The sequence below is a fragment of the Enterococcus ureilyticus genome, from assembly GCF_001730315.1.
Classification (GTDB): Bacteria; Bacillota; Bacilli; order Lactobacillales; family Enterococcaceae; genus Enterococcus_L; species Enterococcus_L ureilyticus.
The window spans coordinates 157748-177938 of sequence record NZ_MIKC01000039.1 but is presented as its reverse complement, the minus strand read 5'-3'; the positions used below and the strand labels follow the sequence as shown (position 1 = coordinate 177938).

The window sequence follows — 20191 nt, the reverse complement described above, 5'->3', positions numbered from 1 at the left end:
AAAAAGACATTCCCGATCATTCAGGAATGTCTTTTATTGTACATTTATTTTTCAGTTGCAGTTTCAGTGATTACTTCTACTGCACGTTTCATGCGAATATCATGTTTTAACATGTCTTCTGTTAAGACTTTTTTCACTTGATCGATCGGCATGTTGTATTGTTCTGATAAATCTTTGATTTCGTTATCCATATCTTCTTGAGATACTTCAATATCTTCTGCTTTAGCGATCGCTTCGATTACAAGGTTTGTTTTCGTACGAACTTCTGCTTCTGCTTCAAATTGTTTGTGCAAGTCAGCTTCTGTTGTTCCAGTTAATTGATAGTACATATCTGGAGCGATTCCTTGACGTTGCATGTTGTTTAGGAATTCATCCATTGAACGGTGAACTTCGTCATGTACCATTACATGTGGAAGGTCAACGATTTCTGCATTATCAACAGCTTGACGGATTGCAGCTTCGTCTTTTGCTTCTGTTGCAGCCGCTTCTTTAGATTCTGTTAATTCTTTACGGTATTTTTCTTTTAATTCGTCTAATGATTCTACTGAGTCATCAACGTCTTTTGCGAATTCATCATCTAAAGTTGGTAATTCTTTTGCTTTTACTTCATGAACTTTCACTTGGAAAACAGCTTCTTTACCAGCTAGATCTTCTGCTTGGTAATCTTCTGGGAATGTTACTTTTACTTCAACTTCTTCGCCAGCTTTTTTGCCAACTAATTGTTCTTCAAAGCCTGGGATGAAAGAGTTAGAACCTAATTCAAGAGAATAGTTTTCACCTTTTCCGCCTTCAAAAGCTTCTCCGTCTTTGAAACCTTCAAAGTCAATAACAACAGTATCGCCATCAACAGCTGCTTCGTCTTCTTTGATGACTAGTTCAGCTTGGGCTTCTAATTCATTTTGGATGCGTGCGTCTACGTCTTCGTCTGTAACTTCACGGTCTTGTTTTTCAACTGTTAAGTTTTTGTATTCGCCTAATTTAACTTCAGGTTTTACAGTCACTTCAGCAGTTACGACCCAATCTTCCCCTTTATTCATGCTTTCAACATCAATTTTAGGTTGTGATACAGGATCGATTCCAGCTTCTTTAACAGCTGCTTCGTAGACTTCTGGTAACACTGCGTTCAAAGCATCTTCATATAATGCTTCTTCGCCGTACATACGGTTGAATACTTGACGTGACACTTTTCCTTTACGGAATCCTGGTACGTTAAGATTTTTTTTAACTTTATCGAATGCTTGTTTCAAGCCTTTTTCAATTAGAGTTTGATCAACTGAAAAAGTTAACACACCATCATTGGTGCCTTTTTTTTCAAATTTCGCAGACATTTGTTTCCCTCCGAATAACTTAATTTTATACATGAATTTATGTTATGCATACCTTTAAATAGTACACTATCACTGGATAAATGTAAACATTTTAGGTGAGAAGATGGAAAATAAAGCCATTTTATAGACTATTTGAAGCGTCTCTTTTTAATTTTAACCACTTTTAAGTTCTGTTCATTGGTTTCTATGCTCTTTAGATGTGCTTTCTATATTTCAAGATAGTAACATGTTGACATTTAAAAGCAAATAAGGCCGAGACAAATAAAGATGTTCAGCTATTAAAAGCTCAAACATCTTTACCATCTACTAATTATCTTCTACCAATACACGAATTAAGCGTTTCGTTTCTTGAAATGCATGAAGTGCAGCTGTATCTAAATGTGTATCAAAAGACTCAGCAGCTTCAATCCCTGCAATGTCGGAAATACCGCGAATATTTATTACAGGAATAGCATAAAAACTCGCAACTTGTGCGATTGCTGTGCTTTCCATATCAGAGGCTTTCGCTTCTGGAAAACGCTCTTTCACCTGTGTTACAAACTCCGACTCACTCATAAAGGAATCGGAAGTGACGATCAATCCATTATGCAAACCATAATCTCTAGTTTTTTCCAAAGAATCAACCATTTCTAACCATTTTTGACTTAACTGGTAGTCTTTTGGCATTTGTGGCACTTGCCCAAATGCGTAATCAAAACTAGTCGCATCCACATCACTATAAGTGAGCCTTGTGCCATAAATAACATCACCAATTTCAACCTCACCTAAAAAGCCACCCGCAGAACCTGTATTAATGATCACATCTGGTCGAACTGTTTCACAAACTAAACTAGCTGAAGCTGCTGCATTGGCTTTACCGATCCCGGTTTCCACTAAAAATAAGGAATAGTCTGGCTGATCTAATACTTCCTCGATCACAGTTTTCCCTCGTTTTAAAATAGAGTGCAATTGATAAGAACCACGAAATGGTTCTAACTCTTCTTGCATTGCTGCTGCTATGACGATTTTCATTTATCTGCCTCCCACAGCTTGCCAACATCTTCTTGCACATCGACTTTTGTCCCACCAAAATGTTCTTGGATATAGTCTTTGACTGCTTGACTATGATATAGATCTGCTAGTTTTTTTAACGCTTGATCCTGTTGGCGGTCTGCTGTTGTGACTAAAACATTGATGCTTTGCTGCGTATGTTCATCGATTTCTTCTTTAAACAAAGCATCTTTCAAAACATTTAAACCACCTTCAAACGCAATTGTATTACTGATCAAAGCTAGGTCAACATCTTGCAATACTCTTGGTCCCGTCGTATCATCGATCATTTTAAACTCTAAGTTTTTAGGATTTTCAATAATATCAGACGGCGTTCCTGTTCCGTTGTCAAAATTCTTGGCTAGTTTGATCAAACCAGCAGTTTCCATCAATCTTAAGCCACGCGCCGTATTTGCTGGATTATCAGCGATTGCAACGACAGCTCCCTCTTTAATCTCCCCGACTGATTTGTATTTATCTGAATAAAGCCCCATCGGCTCCATATAGGTTGTTGCAATTGGTACTAATTTTTGGTCGCTATCTTGATTGAAACTACTTAAATACCCCAATGATTGAAAAGCATTCACATCGACCTGTTCTTCAACCGTTGCATTATTTAGCTGAGGACCGCCATTGATCTCTTTGACCTCTATGGCTAATCCCGCTTCCTTAGCTAACTCTGAGTCTGCAATAAAGCGCCAAATATCGGCATCACTGTCAACTGAACCTAAAACGATTTTGGTCGCTTTATGCTGTTCTTCATTTGCCTCCGCTTTATTTTGACTGTTACAACCCGTCACTAAAAATAAAGCCCCTAAAATGCCAAATCCAATCCACTTTTTCATAACAGCCTCCTTCAAATATTACTATGATTCGCCCTAGATTATTTCTCGCTCAAAAGCAGAGGTACTGATTCCTTGATTTAACACTACTTTCGCCCATTCTTTTGCGGAAAAAAGAGAGTGATCTTTATAATTCCCACAGCTTTTTGCATCTGTTCCCTGAACATCAGTCCATTGAATTTCTTCTACGATCTGACCCAATGTTTCTTTCAGAGCTTGAGCAACCTCTTGGGCTGGATAATTCCCCCAAACAATCAAATGAAAGCCTGTTCGACAACCAAATGGTGAAATATCAATAATACCGTCCAAACGATCCCGCAATAAATCAGCTAATAAATGTTCTAACGTATGAAGCGCAGCTGTTGGAATTTCTGCCTGATTCGGTTGGGCAAAACGCAAGTCATAATTCGTGATTTCGTCCCCTTTTTTCCCAACTTCTGTTGTAATTACTCGAACGTACGGCGCAATCACTTGATTATGATCTAATGTAAAACTTTCAACTTCTGCCATGATTACACACATCCTTCCAACTAATTATTTTGTTGAACCCCAAACCTCATTTGCTACATCAATAACTAACGCCAACTTTTTCCACTGGTCTTCCTCGGTCAAAACATTGCCTTCTTCTGTCGAAGCAAAACCACATTGAGGACTCAAACTCAAGCGATCTAATGGGACAAACTTACTTGCTTCTTTAATTCGCTTCACTAATGTTTCCTTCTCTTCTAACGTGCCGTCCTTACTTGTAACTAAGCCCAAAACCACTTGTTTATCTTCTGGAACAAAACGTAACGGCTCAAAATCACCTGAACGCTCATCATCAAACTCCAAGAAAAAGGCTTCGACATTTTGATTGCCTAACAACGTATCAGCAACAGGCTCATAGCCGCCAGAAGTGGCCCACGTTGAATGATAATTGCCACGACAGACATGCGTCGTTACATGTAAATCTTCAGGTAGATCAACGATTGCATCATTATTTAAACGTAAATATAACGCTTGTAATGCCTTGGTATCATATTCGCCATTAGTCATCGTGGTCCAAAAGTTCTTATCCACTAACATCCCCCACGTGCAATCATCCAATTTAATATCCCGACAACCTAAATCATATAAGGCTAAAATTGTTTTCTGATACGCCTTCGCAATATCTTGATATAATAATTCCCGATCAGGATAAAATTCATTAACCTTGTCTTCATTAGAACTGCGAACCAACTCCGCTAATAACTGGGCAGGTGCAGGAATACTTTGGCGAACAGGCGTTCCGTCTGCAATTTCCGTTAAAAATGTGTACTCTTCAAAGACCGGATGTTCTGGATTAAAGCTTATTTTTCCTGTTAAACGTGCTGAATCCGCTCTTGTTTCTTCTCCGTGAAATAAATAGCCTTGATCCATTACATTATGCTCAATTCCATTGAAGCCCCAGAAAAAATCAAGATGCCAGTAACTACGGCGAAACTCCCCATCACTGATAACGTTTAAGCCAATTTCTTTTTGTTTAGCAACTAAATCCCGAATGGCTTGATCCTCAACTACTTTTAATTCATCTCCAGAAATCGTACCAGCTGCAAACTCTTCCCGCGCTTCTTTCAACGCTTCCGGACGTAAAAAACTGCCGACGATTTCATAATGATGTACTGAATTTTGACACATAATTAATTTCCCCCTCATTTTTTAAATAGAAAACAAAAAAATCCCTAGAAAAGTCAAAGACTCTTCTAAGGATGTAATAAACATACATGGTACCACCTTAATTTACAAAAATCTTGCGATTTCTGCCTCTACTCTAATACGCCGCTACTGCTTGATATTAGGATTCTTGCTAACGGGAATAACCGTGCATCTCTAAAATAATTTTTCGAAATGCCCACTCAAAAGCCATTTTCAAATTCGTTTTCTTCCGCCTCTTTTCAGCTACCAAGGCTCTCTTTTAGAAATTCCACAGAATTTTACTTTCTTTTTCTATGTGTTTTTTTATTTATTTTTAATTATAATAGCAGATGAGACGGTGGGTGTCAAATGGATAGGTGAAATTTTTTTTACGTTAGCGAACTTTTATAGACTTTCTCACGATTAATCTTATAAACTATCTAATTCTTGTTCAGCCTTTAAAGTCATCGTTTTGTCAAAGCAACTGCCAAAAATGCTGTATTTAGATTCAATGACTTGGATCATCTGGCCCTTTTCTAAAATCTCAAAAAGATCGTATGGTACAGTCAGTTTATGCATTTTTTTATCCCCATCAATTTCTAGATTTAGATTACACTCTTCAACAATCACGCTAGGGCCTCCACCAGGAGGACGATATGAAGCAACCACTTTGTCACTAATTCGAGCTTCTAATTCCTGCTCTTGGACATGACAAAGCCTTGTTCGTACTAATATGAATCTAAGTACATACTCAATCCCCCAATAAATGAAAAACATCCCTGTTACGCCAAGTGCAGCCAAGGAAACCACAATTAAAGTCACAATAGCAAGCTCAAACTTATCTTCGTAGTAAGACCATTCCGTAAAATGAGTGGTCACTACTTGCCACGAATCATTTAGAAATTCAATTTTACTGATTAGCAGCCAGCTTATTAACAATGTAAATAGTAAAATTACTAGCTTGTATAGATAGAAAATTAGATAATCCCTTAGTTTATTTTTCCTTTTCAACATCATTTTTCTCCTTTTTTTATTAATACTTCTCTATTATTTTATCAGAAAAATGAACTGTTAAAGAATTTTTTGTGTTTTTAAATTTGATCAGGTCATAGCGGTTTAGCGGTCTCTATTTGCTTGTAAAGATTCCGTTTGGCTTCTTCAAAACGAGTAACTCTTTTTAAAATCTCCTCTTCGATTATATGTATTTCACAAATCAAGCGTTTCTCCTGTCATCGTAGTAACTTGACACATTTCACAATATATAAAAAACGACGTCAGTGCTCATTTACTCACTAATACATAATTTAATACAAATAACGAGAAATAATATTAATAAGAGAAGCGAATGAGAAGATTTAGAAAAAATTTTTTGTTATTTTACCTTATATATAAGGGAGAGGTTTTATAGTGTTATTTAATCGAAGAATGTCAGATTTTTTATTGCGAACTGCTATTTATTTCGGTATACTAATAGCCATAGGATAGAAATAATTAACAAGGAGAACAGCAAACTTTCACTTAGCCAGAAATGAGTGGAGTAGAGGTTGTCCCTCCTAACGATAAAAATAAATCAACGGCACTTCCTGACCTGGCTACCAACCAAACTAGAGAAGTTTTGATTAAACAGCATAACCTGCTTAAGCAAATCGCCAATAGTGTACGTCATGTTCTTATTTTTGCATTCAGTTGTCTACCAGAAGACTTTAACCCTTCTCCTTCCAAGTATAACTGAGTAAAGATAGAGGTCTTTGACTTGCCTATTGTCCACGATTGCAGGGAATCTGTAATCGTTTTTTTGTTTCTATCCTATAAAATTTGAGAAAAAGAAATGATAATACGGTGACAACATTCATTTTATTCACCTTGTACTTTTCATCACCTGCTCTGTCTTATTGCCAATCGCAGTCCTTCAATTCTTAGAGCTTTAGCTCTTAGAAATTGATGAGATCTAAGCAACAGCGCAGTGATTCAAAACAAAATAGGCACTTCATTCACCGGTACCACCCAGTAAATGAAGCCCTGAATAGAAAGCATAACCTATCTATCCAAGTTGCCTGATTACTAGTACCGTAGCACTAGCTTCTTTATTGTACCTAATTTTTGTAAGAATTTCTAGACACTTTTGGAAATTTTTTTTAAATGGGTGAAGAAACTTGCTACAGTCTGTTAGTCACCCCAACGATAGAGGCGGCCATCTCTATCGTTTTTTCTTTTTCTCAATTGTTGAATGTTGCTTGAAACTAACTTTAAAATTTCTAGAATCGCGTATTCGTCCTGCAAAAAAAGAAAAAATTCAAGATAAAAGTGCAAAATCACCAAATCTATAATAATAAAAAGGACTATATGAGTCAGCCTCCAATTATAATTACTGTTTCTGCTACCTATTATTTCTCAATCAAACCTCTAAAAACGTGATCATACTTATTCATAAAAAAATCGATATCATCAGAAAATTCTTTTAGAGATAGCATTTGGATAACTTCATTAGGTAATGACTTACTATTTGTATTGTCCAGTTTTCTTAGCTTTTTAGATTTGCTTATTTTATCAGTCATATTTTATTCCTCCCTGTCCTTATTTCGTATAACACAAAAAATAGCTGTCTATTAAAACTACACTCTTCCAAGTTTTCTGACTTCAAAAAAACGTTTCCCTTCATGATATAATAACCTTAAATAGTCTAAAACAAGAAGGTGATCTATCATGAAACTAAACAGAATGTTCGAAATCGTCTATCTGCTACTCGAAAGAAAAAAGCTTACCGCAAACGAATTAGCGAACCATTTCGAAGTCTCAAAAAGAACGATTCTCCGTGATATAGAAGCCTTATCTATCGCAGGAATCCCAATCTACACCTCTAAAGGAAAAGGCGGCGGCATTTCAATACTTGAGAACTATGTATTAGACAAAACCATTATTTCAGCAGATGAACAAGACCAAATTCTCTTTGCCCTTCAAAGCTTAGCTGCCACACCTCCCTTACATTCTGAAACTATTTTATCCAAACTGCAAGCTCTATTTAGTAAAACAGACACAAGCTGGATTGAAGTGGATTTTTCTCGTTGGGGTAAAACTGATCCAGACAATAAAAAATTTGAACAGTTGAAAACAGCTATTCTTACCGAAAAAGTCATTTCTTTTACTTATGCAAATTCTTATGGAGCAACAAGCTTGAAAACAGTTTATCCACTAAAATTACTTTTCAAATTGAAAGCCTGGTATCTTCAAGCATATTGCCCCTCTAATCAAGCGTATAGAACCTATAAACTCAATCGAATGACCGACTTGGCTATACTTGCTGACGTTTTTTCTAAGAAAGATTTTACAGTTCCAGCGATTGAAGTAACAGACAGTCCAGCTCTATTAGACTTGACTCTTTTAATCTCAAAAGAGCGTGCTTATAGAGCATACGATGAGTTTGATATCCATAATAGTCAAAAAAATGAAGATGGTTCCCTTCTTGTAGATACACAATTACCAGAAGATGAATGGTTGTATTCCTTTCTCCTATCTCTAGGCGCTTCAGTAAAAGTTATCTCACCGCCACATGTGGAAAAAAAGTTACTCACTTATATTGAAGAAATGAAAAAGAATTATATGGAGCCATAAGGTGACAGATAGTTGTCACCTTAACTATGCTATTATAAAGTTACCACTATGAAGGAGCGTGAACATTATGCCTAGACCTACAACAAAAATAGATTTGATCACAACCGCAGACGAGCAGTTTTCAAAGTTATGGCAACTGATTGATTCGATGGATGATCAAAAACAGAATGCACCATTTGCTTTTAGTGAAGCATTTTTACAAAAAAGAACAGAAGCCCACTGGCAACGAGATCAAAATTTACGAGATGTCTTGATCCATTTATATGAATGGCATCAGTTACTCTTAAACTGGGTAACATCGAATCAAAAAGGAGAAGCCCAGCCCTTTCTACCTGCTCCATATAATTGGCGAACTTATGGAAAACTGAATGAAGAATTTATCGAAAAACACCAAAATACATCTTTAGACGAAGCAAAGCAACTTCTTAACAATAGCCATGCTGACGTTTTAAACATGATTGAAGCTTTTACAAATGAAGAGTTATTCGCTAAAAATACACTCTCTTGGACTGGAACCTCTACACTGGGAAGCTATTGTGTTTCCGCAACGTCTAGTCATTATGAATGGGCGATTAAAAAAATGAAGCAGCATATCAAATCGTTAGAATAATCATTGGATAAAAATAAACTACGCTTCAAGAGTAGCATCATTCGTTGATGAATTTACCCTTGAAGCTTAATTCTATTGTCTGCTCATTTTCTTTTGATTGAAGGCGCCGCTTTTAATACTTTATCTACTGCATAAATTGCCTGGTCATTCGTAATTAGAACGCCTATTTTAAAGAAACACTTCAATTCTCTTTCTTATCCTATTTCAATGACACACTCAATTTATAATCAACTAAAGAGAATACGAGGCTTCGCTTCCAATAACTAAAATTGCTCTAACAACTTTAACCTATTGTTTTTTAGCTGGTTCAAACTTCATGAGTTTTTTCACTGCATAAATCGCTTGATCGTTCGTAAAATGAAATTTCCCAATTGTAGTGTAAATAATCAGCTTAGTATTTTCAACTTTACCACCACGACGTAATTTATTTGTCACTGCCTTCGCTTTGACTTTTTTTATTTGCTCTTTTTTGATCTGTATTTCTTTTCCATTTATCCAAATGGTTAAATCATTATGCCCTTGAAAAATTTTGACTCGTTTAGAAAATAGTTTTTTGTATAGTTTTCTCAATAAATAATCAAAAATAACCCAACTTATCAAAAAGCTTATAGAAAAAGCAACTGCCTCATACCCGGTGTTTAAAAAGAAATACGCTGTTTTAATTCCTATGGAAAAAATCAATATGGCCCAACACAATACAAACAAAACAATCGCTGCTTTCTTCACAATGCTATATTTCGAATAATTAAAATCAGCTTCTAAAACAAATTTCATCTGCTTGCCCATCTTCATTTCTCCTTTATCTCGTGTCCAAATTTTCACTCACCGATCTGAGGTTCAACGAATAACTTTCCATCCTCTAAATAAAAGTATAAATGTCGATTACTGTTTTTATCAACCTTGTACTCATATTCTGTTGTTTCGTCATCGAATAAGGATTTTTTTGAGGTGTTGATAAATGAAGGAATCCCTATATTTTCTAATACTTTTTCTGAAACCTTCTCATCAAGCGTCATTTTATTTGCCCGTTCAATGATCGACTCTTCTGCATAAACTGTGGGATCATTGAAAATAATATACTTAGATGTAATTTTTCTTTTTGTATACTCAAAAGATAACTGAGCTAGCTTCTTTTTCCCGCGAGTTATCTCCCACCGTAGCGTTTTGACATCAGAGGGTTTGACTAATGACTTTCGTGAATCTAAATTGGGTTCTCCAAATTCGGCCGTAAATTCCTTTTCAAGATCTGGTACAATTTTGTTTAATAACCGAATTTTCTCATAATAAACCATACAATATTCATAATCGTTCAGTGCTTTTGTCTCTACTTTTGCTTCTGGTTTCACAGTAAAGTACAATACTATACCTAACACAATACACATAAATCCACCTAACAACATTCCTTTTTTCACTTTCACTCGTAGCTACCCCTTTTTTCCTATTTATTTTAGATATACATTAAGTTTACAGGAAAAATACATAAAAAAAAGAGGATTTAGCTAAAATATGTAACTATTTTTAGCTAAACCCACTTTATTATTTGCATATAAGTAAACTTATCCTAGACTAGCTTATTTACCAGTAATAGAATCCCAAATTCCGCTAAAGAATCCTTTAATATTTTCCCAAAGACCCTTAGATTTTTCCTCGATTTGTTCTTTTGTTTTAGACAAATCGAGTTGTCCAACAAAGTCCTCAAAGATATTTTTATCTTTCATATCGCTCATCAAAGTCGTCAATTCTTTCACTTGATCTGATGACATCACATCTTTGATTCCTTGACTTTGTAATGCACCTTCAACAGTTTTTTGAATATCTGCTTGGGTCAAATTTTTGCCATCAGCAGTTTTGGCAGCCAATTCTTTTTTCGCTTGCTCTTGCGCTGCATTTAAGGCTTCGTCAGTATAACCATCTTTATCTTTATTCTCTTCTGTGATCTTAGATAGTACATCCATTTCGTCTTGAGCGACACCTACACGGTCTCGATTGATAATGCCGCCAGATTCTTCAACGATTTTATAGACACCTGCTAACGCTCCTGAACCATCGATCGGAACAGCTGATGCAACAGTCAACTTCGCATCTGTAATCCCAGCTGTTAACGCCGCATTTTGGTACTGGGCTTCTGTGATTTTCGTAATATTTTTAGGTGTAGCAATATCTACAGAGATTCCTGCACCTTTTTTCTGTGTTTCCATTCGAACTGAACTATAAACAGCCCATTCTGGTGTGAAGCCACCATCAGGGATAAAACTCATCAAATCTTGTCCTGTTGTTGTATATTGTGGTGTTTCACCTTTGATACCTAATTCTTTTAAAGTAAAGTCCTTTTGCTCTTGGGTCAGTGCATTGCCTAAAGCGACTGCGTTTATTTGTAGATTCTTCTCAGAACTTTGAGTTGTTTCTGTATTACTAGCATTTACTGAAGTACTTTCAACCGTGCTACTTTGTGTAGCAAATGCTGTTTTTCCATTTGATAAACCTGTAGAAACCAAAAGAACTGTCATTGCTACAGCGAGTGTTGTCTTTGTCTGTTTCATAGTAACCTCCTAAAGATTTACTTGTTCATTACTATACAACAATACTTTTAGTTAGTCCCTAAGTATGCTCCGTTTTAAGAAAATTTTAGTATCTTGACCTTTTAAAAAATACGTTTCCTTTCCTAAGTGAATCAACTCTATACTCAGTTTTTCCAATAAAAAAGAACAAAAGCAACCACTTTTAGCGGTTGAATGCTTTTGTCCTAATTTTCTACAAACTATATACTCGTAATGACTCATTTTAGTTAGTACTGGATTCGAATACGTTTCTATCAAATTCACCTGTTTTAATTCCAACAATAATTGATGAGTAAACATTCCCCATTACGTTCAATGGTGCTCGTGTTAAAGAATAAAAATAATCCAAACCTGCAAAAATAGCTACTCCTTCAACTGGAATACCAATCATTTGAAAAACAATCGCCATAGATACAATTCCGCCACCTGGAACACCTGGATTCCCAAAAGATGCAACAACTGAGAATACGCCTAATAAAATAAGATTTTGTAATGTAAATTGGATGTCAAATACAGATGCACAAGCCACAGCCGAAACAATATTTGAAATTGGCGAGCCATTTGTATTTAATGCATTTCCTAAAGGTAAAACAAAATCAGATATTCGTTCTTTAACGCCCATCTTTTTTGGTACATCCTCTAGAGATACTGGTAAAGTTATCGCTGAGGAAGTAGTCGTTACAGCTATAACCATAATATTTAGACTATTTTTAAGAAGCGTAACAATGCTTAATCGATATCTGATAGCTACATAAAGTGTATAGAGCACAAAGAAAATAATATCGAGTATACTCACGATTACAATGACCTGAACAAGTGATTTCAATGCATCTACTCCACTTGTGCCAATAACACCAGCAAGCATCGCTGAAATCCCAATTGGTGCATAGACCATCACAATAGAGACGATTTTCATTATTACTTTTCTTAAACCTAATATTAACTCATAGAGTGCGTTTACACTTTCAAAACTATCCTTCATAATATTTACAGAAATACCAAACAATGCTGCAAAAACAATGATTTGGACAATAACTCCTTCTGCAAGTGCCCCAACTGCGTTATCTGGAATAAAATTTACAATAGTTTCTTGTATATTACCACCCGCAACCGTTCCTTTATATGCATCTGATCCAGGAGCAGTCAACGTTAAATTGATTGGAATGATTTTTACTGCAATAATTGACAAAACTGCCGCCAAAGACGTACTAACAAAAAATACCCCCAATGTTTTCAGTCCAACAGTTTTTAATTCTTTTAACGGTAAAGAGGCTGTTGCTTCAACAATAGAACAAAAAATTAATAAGGGGACGCACATCTTTACTGATCTTAAAAAGATATCACCTAAAAACTTTAAACTTTCAGCATTTTCTCCTAGCACAAAACCTATGATCAACCCTATAATAGATCCTACGACAATCCTCATAGATAAACTAGAGTTCTTCACTTTATTTAAAATCATTCTGCTCGTACTCCTTTTCAGTCAACAAAATAGTCGCTTATTTTTTGTGGTGGATAATTAAATTTCCCAATCTTACTCTGTGATAGATGACACTCTACAAATAATTTAGCTAATTTTACGGATACTGAAACAGGGTCTATAACTGGAACACCTATTTCTTCACTTAATGAATCCGCATACATCGCAAATCTAGCACCACCTAATACAATTGCCTCAGCACCGTCTTCTTCAATCATCTTGATGATTGTGTTTTTTAGCGATTCTTTGACGGAACTGTTTTGGTTCACATTCTCCGTATCCATTTCAATCCCTCGTACTGAGGCAAGTTTTCCTTCTAAACGTAGTAAATGTGTAAGATCTTCTTGATAAGGTATATTTTGTTTGAAAACAGTTAGAATTGAATACTTATGTCCTAACATGGTCGCAATAACTTGAGATCCTTCTGCTATTGATATGACTGGAATATCTAATGCCTCTTTTAAAGCAAAAAAACCAAAATTTCCGAATCCAGCTAATACAATCGCATCTGGGTTCACTTCTTCTGTAAAATCAAGTAACCCTCGCACAAACGACCAAACAGATTGATAATCGCCAAAAGTACAATCTATATGTTTAGAGCCTTTAGGATTGGTATATGGGATCAATTCTGTAGATGAATCATTAAATCCTTTTTCTGCTGATTTCATTAAAACTTTTGTTAATTCTGTATTACTATTTGGATTAGCAACAATAATTTTCATTTGAATCTCCTTTTTCATAAAATTAATTTATTTTAGAATATAGATATGGCCGATTATCGACTAATTTGTCGTATGCTATTTTTCTGTCTAATACATCTCCTAGTATTAAATAATCTTGCCAACGATCAACCTCTTGGGACTCAATATTTATAGTCGGAGTCCACATTCCCTCTTTTATAAACAGATCAATTGTTTTAATACCGTCTTCTACGGAAATTGTCGGCCAATTATTTTTAATAATCGAGCTGCAGGCTTTTCCTCCATGTTCTAATAAATATGACGTCCCTTTTTGAAGACCTACGGCGAATTTTTCAAATTCAACTAATTTATCTTCTATTATTTCAGGCAAACTATAGTAAACACTCCAGGGTATATTGCTTCCCTTTCTGGTTAAATCACAGAAGTTAAAACCTACTTGTCGATCGATCATGGAATGAGCTGTATCTGGTTGGACTACTATAAAGTCACCAAACCCTTTTTCAAAAAGATCGCAAATCATAGCTGTTGAAAAATCATGGATAAACCGAATTTTATTTGGATCAGCACCACCTTCTCGCGCGCTGCCAACCGTCATTAAATAATGACCTGCCCCATCGCCTCCTGATACAAGTACTCTTTTTCCTTCTAAATTTTTCCAATCAAATGATCCTGATATTTTTTCTCTTGAAAGAATAACTAATGGGCATTTAGACGCTATTTTTGCAACTGACGTGTATTTTTGAATATTCTGACAATAAATCATAGGCAGCCACATTCCACCTAACACAACATCTGCTTGACCATTTTCTAAATCATCAAGTCCTTTTGTCCAAGGATCAGGTAAATACGAACATAATTTTAGCTTTTGTTCATCAAAAAAACCTTGTTCTTCTGCGATGTATTGTGGCATGTAGTTCATTGATAATCCTGTTGCAGCAATTGTAAATGTAGTCAATTTAGAAAATCTCCTTTTTGATTATATTTAGGTTTTGATAACAATATATGCTATATGGTCTCCTATGACCTTTTATCACGAGAATACTCTACTTGATTCGTGTGATTATTGTTTGTAGACTCAGAATCAATGATTGCTAATCTTGCTTACATGTAATCAACGTAGTTTCTTGAGTTTCACTACTTTTGAATCTTTTTGAACTATCATAAATAATATTGTAAGCGGTATCCATGTCCTTTTCATTGAACTTTTTAACATTTTATTTATATTTTTTGTTTAAAATAACTATTTATTACAAACTTTATATTAAAAACGATATAATAGATGAATAAAAATAAAGGAGTAGCAAATATACTTAAACCGTTTCATTGTAAACGCCACCATATTAGTATTCATTCTAGACTTAATTACCAAACATTCACTAAAAAAAAGCCTTCACCACTCAGAACAGAATCTGAATGGTGAAGACTTTAGTACTTATTTATTTCGTATAATCCTTAACCAAGTCAATAACTTCTTCCATTGTATCGCAGTCATTCAACGCACGATCCGCAAGTTCAGCCATTTTCTTAGTATCTAGACGTTTCATCAAGCTACGAGTTTGAAGAATAGATGTCGCACTCATTGAGAACTCATCTAATCCCATTCCTACCAATAATGGTACAGCCATTTGATCGCCACCCATTTCTCCACACATACCAGTCCATTTACCTTCTGCATGAGATGCGTCAATCACGTTTTTAATCAAACGTAGGATTGATGGGTTATATGGTTGGTATAAGTAAGAAACGCGTTCGTTCATACGGTCTGCTGCCATTGTGTATTGAATCAAGTCATTTGTTCCAATACTGAAGAAATCAACTTCTTTGGCGAATTTATCCGCAATTACAGCGGCTGCAGGAATTTCGATCATGATACCAACTTGAATCGTATCAGAAACTTTTGTTCCTTCAGAAACTAATTTAGCTTTTTCTTCTTCAAAGATGCTCTTCGCTGCTCTGAATTCTTTTAACGTTGCAACCATCGGGAACATGATACGTAAGTTACCGTGAACAGAAGCACGTAATAATGCGCGCATTTGTGTACGGAACATTTCGTCACCACGTTCAGATAAGCTGATACGTAAAGCACGGTAACCTAAGAACGGGTTCATTTCATGCGGTAATTGAAGATAAGGTAATTCTTTATCTCCACCGATATCCATTGTACGAACCACGACAGGCTTGCCGTTCATGCCTTCAAGAACTGCTGTGTAAGCTGTGTATTGTTCATCTTCTGTTGGGAAATCTGGAGAATCCATGTAAAGGAATTCTGTACGATATAGACCAACAGCTTCAGCACCATTGTTGTGTACGCCTTCTAAATCTTTAGGAGTACCAATGTTGGCAGCTAACTCGATATGTTTACCATCAGCAGTCACTGTTTCAGCATTTTTTAGTTTTTCCCATTCAACTTTAAGGTCAGCGTATTCTTTGCCTTTTGCTTCAAAATCAGCTTTTTCAACATCAGTTGGGTGGATGATGACATCGCCATCGATTCCGTTAACAGCTAAGATATCGCCTTCTTTGACTTTGGCAGTGATTTCTTTTGTTCCTACAATTGCAGGAATTTCAAGAGAGCGAGCCATAATCGCTGAATGTGATGTACGTCCGCCAATATCCGTTACGAATGCTTTCACATACGTACGATCTAATTGAGCAGTATCACTTGGTGTTAAGTCATGGGCAACCACAACTACCTCTTCGTTGATCATTGAAGGATTAGGAAGAGTAACACCTAATAAATGAGCTAAAATGCGTTTTGCAACGTCACGAATATCTGCTGCACGTTCTTGCATATAGGCATTATCATCCATTGCTTCGAACATACCGATATACATATCTGTTACTTCTTTTAACGCAGATTCAGCATTTACTTTATTATCTTGAATGTTTTGTTTAATTTGACCGATCATTTCTGGGTCAGCTAAAACCATTAAATGTGCGTCAAATACTTGTGCTTCTTCTTCACCAAGGCTTTGCGCTGCTTTTTCTCTGATTGCTTGCAACTCAGTCGTAGATTTTGCTAAAGCATCGTCTAAACGGCTTTCTTCAGCAGTTGTATCCTCTACAGACTTTTTATCGAAAGACAAATCAGGTTGAACTAACAGGTAAGCTTTAGCAATAGCGACACCATCACTTGCGGCAATTCCCTTTAGCATTTCAGACATTATTCTGACAATCCTTCTTTTTGCATTGTGTCTACGATAGCTGCTAATGCATCTGCTTCGTCAACACCGTCAACAGAGATTGTTACGTCTGAACCTTGGCCAACGCCTAAAGACATAACGCCCATGATTGATTTAAGGTTAACAGATTTACCTTTGTATTCTAAGTTAATATCTGAGTTAAATTTACTTGCAGTTTGTACTAATAATGTAGCTGGACGAGCGTGAATCCCTGTTTCTGCTACGATGTGAAATTCTTTCTTTTCCATATAAATCGGTCTCCTTCGTAAGTAAAATAATTTTTTATGTTAGGGTTTTCCTTTCATGATACGTTTCAAAAGAAACTAGAATCTGGATAATACCCTTTCAATTTTTAAGATTACCATTTTTTGTGAGTAGTTACAACACTTTTCACCTATTTTTTATTGAATCAAAACATCGATTACTCTTCTTCCTTCATATAACGATATATAATTCGTCCATTTAATCCAGCTTCTCCGACAAAAGACATTCTATCAGGCAGATTTTTCCAGACTTCTCTAAAAGCGGTAAAATCCTGCGGTTCAACTGTAAATTCAGAAATTTCTCCCTCTTTCAAGGCGTTGATTTGTTCTTTAAACGAATTTTCGTTCATTAATCGATCACAGCTTTCATTTTTATTTTTAACCTGTGGTCATTGTATGACAAAATTAGATATTTGTCTAAATTCCACTGATTTCACTATAAATAAACCGGATTATTTTTATAAAAATAGAATAAATTTCATTATTGTAGATTATTACGCATAATTGATTGGAATTTCTTCTTTATTCTCTTCACTAAATCTAGAGTTCAATTGCTTGATTCTTACTAAAAAGATGCTATAATAATCTCAAAGGTCAAAAATGGTCAACAGACTACTTGACTTTATCTAAAGGACTTTGATACAAAATTAGTCTTATTTTGAAAGGACGTGTTTTATCCTATGATTTGTCAAAATTGTCAACAAAATCCAGCAACGATTCATTTATATGCCAATGTTAATGGTCAAAGAAAACAATTGGATTACTGTCAAAGTTGCTATCAAAAACTAAAAGCACAAGCAAATGATAATCAACCAACAATGTCTCAACAAGATCCATTTGGTTTTGGAAGTTTAGATGATTTATATCGCTCTTTATCCCGTCAAATGCAAGAACAACAAGGGAATCCTAATGGTCAAACACCGCCAACTCAATTTGGCGACGGTAATGGCTTTAATGGTGGCCAGCCACCAAGAGGCGGAGCTGGTCAATCAAATGGGCTCTTGGGCGAATATGGTATCAACATCACTGAAGCTGCTAGAAATGGCGATATCGATCCAGTAGTTGGTCGTGATGAAGAAATCAAACGAGTGATTGAAATCTTGAACCGCCGAACTAAAAATAATCCCGTTTTAATCGGTGAACCTGGTGTTGGTAAAACAGCAGTTGTTGAAGGTTTAGCTCAAAAAATCATTGATGGTGATGTACCGCAAAAACTATTAGACAAAGAAGTCATTCGCTTAGATGTGGTTTCACTTGTTCAAGGTACTGGTATTCGTGGACAGTTTGAAGAACGGATGCAAAAGCTGATCGAAGAAATCAAACAAGCAGAAAATATTATTTTATTCATTGATGAAGTTCATGAAATCGTAGGGGCCGGTGCTGCTGGTGACGGTAATATGGATGCTGGCAATATTTTAAAACCAGCACTTGCTCGTGGTGAATTACAGATGGTCGGTGCAACTACTTTGAATGAGTACCGTATCATCGAAAAAGATGCAGCTTTAGAACGTCGGATGCAGCCAGTTCGTGTTGATGAACCAACCGTAGACGAAACGATTGCCATCCTTAAAGGGCTACAAAAACGTTATGAAGATTACCATCATGTAAAATACACAGACGAAGCAATCAAAGCAGCAGCAACTTTATCCAACCGGTACATTCAAGACCGTTTTTTACCGGATAAAGCAATCGACCTATTAGATGAATCAGGTTCTAAAATGAACTTAACGATCCAAATCGTCGATCCCAAAACAATTGAAAAAAAACTAGCAGATGCTGAAAAACAAAAACAACAGGCTTCTGCAGAAGAAGATTTTGAAAAAGCGGCCTACTACCGTGATCAAATCAATAAATTACAAGCTATGAAAGAAAAACAGATCAGTGACGAAGAAACACCAGTGATCGATGAAAAAAATATCGAAGCCATTGTTGAACAAAAAACAGGTATCCCCGTTGGTGATTTGAAAGAAAAAGAACAAACACAATTGAAAAACTTAGCAGTCGACTTAAAAGCTCATGTTGTTGGACAAGACGATGCCGTTGATCGTGTTTCAAAAGCGATTCGCCGTAACCGTGTTGGTCTAGGCAAACAAAACCGACCAATTGGTTCTTTCTTATTTGTGGGACCAACAGGTGTTGGGAAAACCGAATTGGCTAAACAATTAGCTTACGAGTTATTTGGTTCAGAAGATTCGATGATCCGTTTTGATATGAGTGAATACATGGAAAAACACAGTGTCTCTAAATTGATCGGTTCACCCCCTGGTTATGTGGGCTATGATGAAGCAGGACAATTAACTGAAAAAGTCCGTCGTAATCCATACAGCTTGATCTTATTAGATGAAATTGAAAAAGCTCATCCTGATGTATTGCACATGTTCTTACAAATTCTGGATGATGGTCGATTAACAGATGCCCAAGGTAGAACAGTCAGCTTCAAAGATACAATCATTATCATGACAAGTAACGCTGGAACTGGTAATGTCGAAGCCAATGTTGGGTTTGGCGCTGCTCGTGACGGTCTAACAAAATCTGTTTTAGGACAGTTGAATAATTTCTTTACACCTGAATTCTTGAACCGTTTTGATGGGATCATTGAGTTTAAAGCATTGAGTAAAGAAAACTTGATGAACATCGTTAGCCTCATGTTAGATGATGTCAACGACTTACTTGCTCATCAAAAAATTCACATTGATGTCCCAATAGATGTGAAAGAAAAACTTGTAGATTTAGGCTACGATCCTGCAATGGGCGCTCGCCCATTACGTCGCACGATCCAAGAACAAATCGAAGATGGTATCGCCGAATACTTCTTAGACCATCCTGAAGAGCATCAATTGCTGGCTAAACTAGACGATGATGGTAAGATCATTGTGACAGGTGAGATAACATCAGATCCTAGTGATATCAGCACAGAAACTACTGAAACAGAATAA

General features: G+C 36.0%; 19 protein-coding genes and 1 other annotated feature. Of the genes, 3 read left to right on the top strand and 16 right to left on the bottom strand.

Features of this window, described 5'->3' with window-relative positions; all coding sequences use genetic code 11:
- Positions 1 to 44 precede the first annotated feature (44 nt).
- The 7 genes from tig to BCR24_RS16935 form a co-directional block, all read right to left on the bottom strand.
- Positions 45 to 1328, bottom strand: coding sequence for a trigger factor (tig, locus tag BCR24_RS13480; RefSeq protein WP_069641035.1), 1284 nt, complete (start codon positions 1326 to 1328; stop codon positions 45 to 47).
- Between the two features lie 306 nt (positions 1329 to 1634).
- Positions 1635 to 2339, bottom strand: a complete 705-nt coding sequence (locus BCR24_RS13475) for a 5'-methylthioadenosine/adenosylhomocysteine nucleosidase (protein ID WP_069641034.1) — start codon at positions 2337 to 2339, stop codon at positions 1635 to 1637.
- Entirely contained in the window at positions 2336 to 3202 is an 867-nt protein-coding gene (locus tag BCR24_RS13470) for a MetQ/NlpA family ABC transporter substrate-binding protein (protein ID WP_069641033.1), read from the bottom strand. Before BCR24_RS13470 ends, BCR24_RS13475 begins: the two co-directional genes overlap by 4 nt.
- A gap of 33 nt (positions 3203 to 3235) precedes the next feature.
- On the bottom strand, positions 3236 to 3709 hold the full coding sequence (locus tag BCR24_RS13465) for an S-ribosylhomocysteine lyase (RefSeq protein ID WP_069641032.1): 474 nt from the start codon (positions 3707 to 3709) through the stop codon (positions 3236 to 3238).
- Positions 3710 to 3733: 24 nt separating this feature from the next.
- The gene (locus BCR24_RS13460) at positions 3734 to 4855 is read right to left on the bottom strand and encodes a 5-methyltetrahydropteroyltriglutamate--homocysteine S-methyltransferase (RefSeq protein WP_069641031.1); all 1122 of its coding nucleotides are present in this window, start codon (positions 4853 to 4855) and stop codon (positions 3734 to 3736) included.
- Positions 4856 to 4919: 64 nt separating this feature from the next.
- Positions 4920 to 5176 (bottom strand) — a binding site (T-box leader).
- 105 nt (positions 5177 to 5281) lie between these two features.
- Entirely contained in the window at positions 5282 to 5869 is a 588-nt protein-coding gene (locus BCR24_RS13455; protein ID WP_141707061.1) for a hypothetical protein, read from the bottom strand.
- 1367 nt (positions 5870 to 7236) lie between these two features.
- The gene (locus BCR24_RS16935; RefSeq protein ID WP_157804656.1) at positions 7237 to 7407 is read right to left on the bottom strand and encodes a hypothetical protein; all 171 of its coding nucleotides are present in this window, start codon (positions 7405 to 7407) and stop codon (positions 7237 to 7239) included.
- A 148-nt stretch (positions 7408 to 7555) separates the two neighbouring features.
- Between BCR24_RS16935 and BCR24_RS13445 the strand changes: the two genes are divergently transcribed.
- Together BCR24_RS13445 and BCR24_RS13440 are read left to right on the top strand one after the other, a co-directional pair.
- Complete coding sequence (locus BCR24_RS13445) at positions 7556 to 8461, top strand: helix-turn-helix transcriptional regulator (RefSeq protein WP_069641028.1); 906 nt, start codon at positions 7556 to 7558, stop codon at positions 8459 to 8461.
- 67 nt (positions 8462 to 8528) lie between these two features.
- Positions 8529 to 9071, top strand: coding sequence for a ClbS/DfsB family four-helix bundle protein (locus BCR24_RS13440; protein ID WP_069641027.1), 543 nt, complete (start codon positions 8529 to 8531; stop codon positions 9069 to 9071).
- 288 nt (positions 9072 to 9359) lie between these two features.
- Here BCR24_RS13440 and BCR24_RS13435 read toward each other — a convergent pair whose 3' ends face one another.
- The 9 genes from BCR24_RS13435 to BCR24_RS13395 form a co-directional block, all read right to left on the bottom strand.
- Positions 9360 to 9857: a hypothetical protein gene (locus tag BCR24_RS13435; protein ID WP_069641026.1), complete on the bottom strand. Its 498-nt coding sequence runs from the start codon at positions 9855 to 9857 to the stop codon at positions 9360 to 9362.
- Positions 9858 to 9889: 32 nt separating this feature from the next.
- Positions 9890 to 10489 carry a hypothetical protein gene (locus BCR24_RS13430; protein ID WP_069641025.1) on the bottom strand — a complete coding sequence of 200 codons (600 nt, stop codon included), beginning with the start codon at positions 10487 to 10489 and terminating at the stop codon, positions 9890 to 9892.
- A gap of 153 nt (positions 10490 to 10642) precedes the next feature.
- Complete coding sequence (locus tag BCR24_RS13425) at positions 10643 to 11611, bottom strand: DUF1002 domain-containing protein (RefSeq protein WP_069641024.1); 969 nt, start codon at positions 11609 to 11611, stop codon at positions 10643 to 10645.
- A gap of 241 nt (positions 11612 to 11852) precedes the next feature.
- A complete protein-coding gene (locus BCR24_RS13420; RefSeq protein WP_069641023.1) occupies positions 11853 to 13091 on the bottom strand; it encodes a dicarboxylate/amino acid:cation symporter in 1239 nt (412 codons plus the stop codon).
- Between the two features lie 17 nt (positions 13092 to 13108).
- Positions 13109 to 13831 carry an aspartate/glutamate racemase family protein gene (locus BCR24_RS13415; RefSeq protein WP_069641022.1) on the bottom strand — a complete coding sequence of 241 codons (723 nt, stop codon included), beginning with the start codon at positions 13829 to 13831 and terminating at the stop codon, positions 13109 to 13111.
- Positions 13832 to 13853: 22 nt separating this feature from the next.
- Positions 13854 to 14765 (bottom strand): ABC transporter substrate-binding protein, encoded by a 912-nt coding sequence (locus tag BCR24_RS13410; RefSeq protein ID WP_069641021.1) that lies wholly within the window; start codon positions 14763 to 14765, stop codon positions 13854 to 13856.
- A 481-nt stretch (positions 14766 to 15246) separates the two neighbouring features.
- Positions 15247 to 16974 (bottom strand): phosphoenolpyruvate--protein phosphotransferase, encoded by a 1728-nt coding sequence (ptsP, locus tag BCR24_RS13405; RefSeq protein WP_069641020.1) that lies wholly within the window; start codon positions 16972 to 16974, stop codon positions 15247 to 15249.
- On the bottom strand, positions 16974 to 17240 hold the full coding sequence (locus tag BCR24_RS13400) for a phosphocarrier protein HPr (protein ID WP_010760596.1): 267 nt from the start codon (positions 17238 to 17240) through the stop codon (positions 16974 to 16976). The genes ptsP and BCR24_RS13400 overlap by 1 nt, the downstream gene beginning before the upstream one ends.
- Positions 17241 to 17413: 173 nt before the next feature.
- Positions 17414 to 17605 carry a hypothetical protein gene (locus BCR24_RS13395; protein ID WP_069641019.1) on the bottom strand — a complete coding sequence of 64 codons (192 nt, stop codon included), beginning with the start codon at positions 17603 to 17605 and terminating at the stop codon, positions 17414 to 17416.
- Between the two features lie 330 nt (positions 17606 to 17935).
- Here BCR24_RS13395 and BCR24_RS13390 point away from each other — a divergent pair, with 330 nt between their 5' ends.
- On the top strand, positions 17936 to 20191 hold the full coding sequence (locus BCR24_RS13390) for an ATP-dependent Clp protease ATP-binding subunit (protein ID WP_069641018.1): 2256 nt from the start codon (positions 17936 to 17938) through the stop codon (positions 20189 to 20191).